This is a genomic window from Mesorhizobium caraganae (assembly GCF_016836705.1).
In the GTDB taxonomy this organism is placed as follows: Bacteria; Pseudomonadota; Alphaproteobacteria; order Rhizobiales; family Rhizobiaceae; genus Mesorhizobium; species Mesorhizobium caraganae.
The window spans coordinates 1-4,565 of the sequence record NZ_JAFCGY010000072.1 but is presented as its reverse complement, the minus strand read 5'-3'; the positions used below and the strand labels follow the sequence as shown (position 1 = coordinate 4,565).

At 62.1% G+C, this 4,565-nt stretch carries 2 protein-coding genes and 2 pseudogenes; 1 reads left to right on the top strand and 3 read right to left on the bottom strand.

What is annotated here, in order from left to right; genetic code table 11:
- Positions 1 to 109 precede the first annotated feature (109 nt).
- Positions 110 to 828 (bottom strand): annotated as a pseudogene (locus tag JQK88_RS36835) (trans-sulfuration enzyme family protein).
- 459 nt (positions 829 to 1,287) lie between these two features.
- On the opposite strand from JQK88_RS36835, the gene JQK88_RS36830 reads away from it, so the two are divergent.
- Positions 1,288 to 1,512 carry a cupin domain-containing protein gene (locus JQK88_RS36830; protein WP_312037399.1) on the top strand — a complete coding sequence of 75 codons (225 nt, stop codon included), beginning with the start codon at positions 1,288 to 1,290 and terminating at the stop codon, positions 1,510 to 1,512.
- A gap of 84 nt (positions 1,513 to 1,596) precedes the next feature.
- Here the strand turns inward: JQK88_RS36830 and JQK88_RS35175 are convergent.
- Positions 1,597 to 3,989, bottom strand: a pseudogene (locus JQK88_RS35175) (thiamine pyrophosphate-binding protein).
- A gap of 52 nt (positions 3,990 to 4,041) precedes the next feature.
- Positions 4,042 to 4,565: flavin reductase family protein (locus JQK88_RS35170; protein WP_203281155.1), on the bottom strand; the 524-nt coding region annotated here is incomplete at its 5' end.

Below are 4,565 nucleotides of genomic sequence, written 5' to 3'. Positions count from 1 at the left end.
CCACGTCTCGCAGGACCAACTCAACGCCGTCGCCCTGCGGCTCAATCAGCGCCCCCGAAAAATCCTGGACTTCGAAACGCCGGTCGATAGGCTACAGAAGGTGTTGCAATTACCTATTGAACTCACCGTCCAAAAGCTGATCTAGGCTTCCGGCGGGTCGCAAGGGGCGTTCGAGCGGCGAAGCCTCCGGCAGGACGACGACCCCTGCCATCAGGTCGGAATGGCCGCCGATGTATTTCGTTGCCGAATGCATGACGGCGTCGGCTCCCAATTCGAACGGGCGCTGCAGGACGGGCGTCGCCCAGGTGTTGTCCACAACAGCCAAAGCACCGGCCTCACGCGCGATGTCACATGCTGCCCGGATATCCACGATGCGGATGAGCGGATTGGAGGGGGTTTCGATCCAGACGAGGCCGGTGGGCGCGGCACCGACAGCCGCGCGCAAGGCGTCCATGTCGCGCATGTCAACGGCGACGAAGTCGAACCGGTGCCCGATGTCGGTTTGATCGATCAGCGACCGGATGCCGAAATACATGTCGTCCGGGCGACGATGCGATTAACCTTGCTAGCATGCCCCTCGAACACCGCGGTGATCGCGGCCATGCCGGACGAAAAGGCGACAGCGGCCTGGCCGCCTTCGAGCGCAGCCATCGCCGTCTCAAAAGCGTTCCGCGTCGGAGTGTCGTCCCTGATATATTCGTAGCCCGACGGGAAGGAGCCGTCCGCGCTTCGCTCGAACGTGGTGCTGGGATGGAACGGAAGGGTGACGGCCCCGGTGGACGGGTCGACCTTCCGGCCCGCGTGAATCGCCTTGGTCTCCAGGTACATGGTGTGCTTCCTCAGCTTGATTTCAGAAGGAATAGGGCTGGAAGGACCGGGAACATCGATCTTGGCGTTTCGAGACGGCCCGGTTGAACTGTCCGCACCGGTCATTATAGTGACCGTATGCGATGCGTCAGTGAAAGTCAACATAATGACCGACGATGAAATGGCAGAGGCAACGGAGAGACAACTTGGGACCGCACTATCACTGAGGGTGCAGCATCTGCGCCGAGCCCAGAACTTGAGCCTGGATGGACTTGCTGCGCTCTCGGGCCTGTCGAAGGGCCATCGAACAGGGAAGGGCCAATCCGAGCATCGGGGTGCTGTGCCATCTGGCGATCGCCTTCTCTCTGTCAGTTACCGATCTGTTGGGCGCCTCCTCCGAGGAGCTCACAGGTGGTCCGATAGAGCGCGCCAATCCCGCTACACTTTGGAAAACACTTCGAGATCTGGTCCTGGACGATTGTGCCCGGCGACATTCATCGTTCGGACCCTCACAGCCGGGGCACCCGTGAGCTTCTTTCGGTCGTGCGAGGAAGTCTCAAGATCACCGTCGGCTCAGAGACTATGACATTGCAGGCTGGCGAAGCCGCGCGGCTCGTCACCGATCAGCCGCACTCCTATGCTGCCGCGGACGATCAGCCTGTTTCGTTTTCAATGGCTGTGCTCGAACGCGCAGAGGAGACATGACCCATCCGTCGCGATCCGCTTCGGATGGATCTGGCTCTTGCGCAACCGCCATCGTGGCGATCGCACAAGACATCCGGCGGCGGCTCAAGGGAGCGACTTCAAATAGCGAATGCTGCGTCCGGGACTGACAGCCTGCGCCGCGTGCACGATGGCGTTCGCATCGAGACCGTGGTGACGATAGAGGTCTGAAATCGTGCCGGTCTGGCCGAAATGCTCAACCCCCAGGGCCTTGACGCGATTTCCATAGACCCCACCGATCCAGGCGAGCGTCGCAGGGTGACCATCGATCACGGTGACGATCCCGCAATCGCGCGACAGCGGCGCTAGCAGACGCTCAATGTGGCTCGTCGCGTCGACTGTTCCGCGCTGCCGGGCACGTTCCGCGGCCTGCCAGCCCGCATTGAGCCGGTCCGCGGATGTGATCGCCAACAGCCCGACATCGCGCCGGTCTTCCGCAAGAAGACCTGTCGCGGCAATCGCTTCGGGCGCGACGACGCCCTGGTAGGCGATGATAACGCTGGCGTTCGGTCCGGGCGGGCGCAGCCAATAAGCACCGTTGACAATGTCGCGCGCCAGCTCCGCCCCCATGTCGCGATGAGGCTGCTCCAAGGGCCGTGTGGACAGGCGCAGATAGACCGATCCGCCGGTCTGATCACGCAGCCATGTTGTCTCGTCTGGGTCGCCCTCGCCGTTCCGCTGCATATAGTCGAAGGCGAAACGCATGATCACCGCAAGCTCATCCACGAAGGCCGGCTCGAAGGCGCAAAGCCCGTCCTGCGCCATGCCGATCAGTGGCGTGCCGATTGACTGGTGCGCTCCTCCCTCGGGGGCGAGGGTCACGCCGGAGGGCATGGCGACCAGCAGAAAGCGCGCATCCTGGTAGCAAGCATAGTTCAGCTGATCGCGCGATAGATGAAGGGATCATACACAGTCCCGATCGGCAGCAACCGCACGCCATTCACGGAATGCGACAGCCCTAGCGCCCCGAGCATAATCATGAGATTGGATTCGGCGATGCCGAGTTCGAGGTGCTGCCCCTTGGGCCCGAACTCCCAGGTGTAGGTTGAAGGGATACGCTCGGCCTTGAAGGTATCGGCCATGCTCTCGCGGGCGAAGAGTCCGCGCCTATTGACCCAAGCGCCGAGATTGGTCGACACCGTGACGTCCGGGGAAGTCGTGACAATGCGCTCGGCGAGCGGCGTTTCACTGCGCGCGATCTCGTTGAGGATCTGGCCGAAACCCATTTGGGTTGAGACCTGCTTGCCCCCCTGTGCCGGCGCGGGCAGTGCCTCGGGAACCGGAATCCCGGGCGCGGTAAGCCGGCGCCGGCCCTCGCTGAAGAACGGCGCTTGGGCGATGAAGGCCTCTAGTTCTGCCGGAGGCAACGTCGCCGCGGCCCATTTGTCCCATTCCTCGCCGGGCCGGACTCCCATCCGTTGGCGGAAGCCTTCCATCTGGGTAGGCGTCATCTGGCCGGCATGGTTGTCCTTGTGGCCGGCCAGCGGCAAGCCGTAACCCTTGATCGTGTAGCAGATGAAACAGACCGGTCGGTCATGCTGCGAGGCAGCCTCGAAGGCTTCGAGAAGGCTCGGCAGGTCGTGGCCGCCCAAGTTGACCATGAGCGCCTGCAACTCGTCGTCGGAACGACGCTCAATTAATTCGGTAACCGGTCCCTGGTCGCCAATCTCGTCGAGCAGCCGCTTCCGCCAGGTCGCACCACCCTGAAAGGTGAGCGCCGAATAAAGCTGGTTGGAGCACCGCTCGATCCAATCGCGCAGCTTCTCCCCTCCCGGTTCGGCAAAGGCGGCCAGTTGGAGGGAGCCATGGCGCAGGATCACCACGTCCCAGCCGAAGTTCTTGAATATCTGCTCGAAGCGCTGCCAGAGACCTTCGCGGATGACCGCGTCGAGCGACTGACGGTTGTAGTCCACGATCCACCAGCAGTTCCGCAAACCGTGCTTCCAACCCTCGATCAGGGCCTCGTAGATGTTGCCCTCGTCCATCTCGGCGTCGCCGATCAGGCTCACCATGCGCCCCTCGGGCCGACCTTTCATCCAACCGTGGGCGGACACATAGTCCTGCACGAGGGAGGAAAAGAGCGTCTGTGCGACACCCAGGCCCACCGACCCGGTCGAGAAGTCGACATCATCCACGTCTTTGGTTCGCGAGGGGTAACTTTGGGCGCCCTTATAGCCGCGGAAATTTTCGAGTTTCTCGCGCGTCTGATTCCCGGACAGGTACTGAATTGCATGGAAGATCGGCGCAGCATGGGGCTTGACCGCCACCCGGTCCTGCGGACGCAACGCAGAGTAATAAAGCGCAGTCATGATCGTGCCGAGAGAGGCGGAGGACGCCTGATGGCCACCAACCTTGATCTCGTCGCCTTCGCGGACGTGGTTGGCATGGTGGATAGTCCATGCGGCAAGCCACGAGACGCAGCGCTCGATCTGGCTGAGATAGGCGAACTTCGATGTCATCCAAGTCTCCGCAACTGATGCGTCGCACCGGTGCTTCCAGATAGGGCTGTCTTCACAGATCGAGTCTCAGCACGCCGGTTGCGCGCGATATACATGGGATAAAACGATGAGTCCGAGCGTCCTTGGACAAGACAGCATCCCGATGGAGCGGCTGCCCTTCCAGAATTCCGCATTCGCAGGTTCCGCAAACGCCGTTCTCGCAGGACGCCATGAGCAGCACGCCAGCGGCGCGCAACGCCGCGAGTGCCGAGGTATCGGCCGCGACAGGAACCACTGTCCCATCGCGGAGGGTGATCGTGAAAGGTTCGGGTGGCGCACCGTCCTGCTCCGGCGGCTGAAAAGCCTCGAAATGCACGGTTCCTTCCGACCAGTGCGCGCTCGCCCGCTCCACGGCCGCCATGAAGCCAGGCGGACCGCAATAATAGAGCTTTGCGTCGGGGGAAGGGGTTGATAGCAAGGATTCAAGATCCTGCCGGGTCTCAGGTTCGTCGTCAAAATGCAGCCACACAGTGCTACGGTCGAGCTCCTGCTCGATGACCGACAACAAAGGCATGAGTGCTCGGCTGCGGGTGAAGT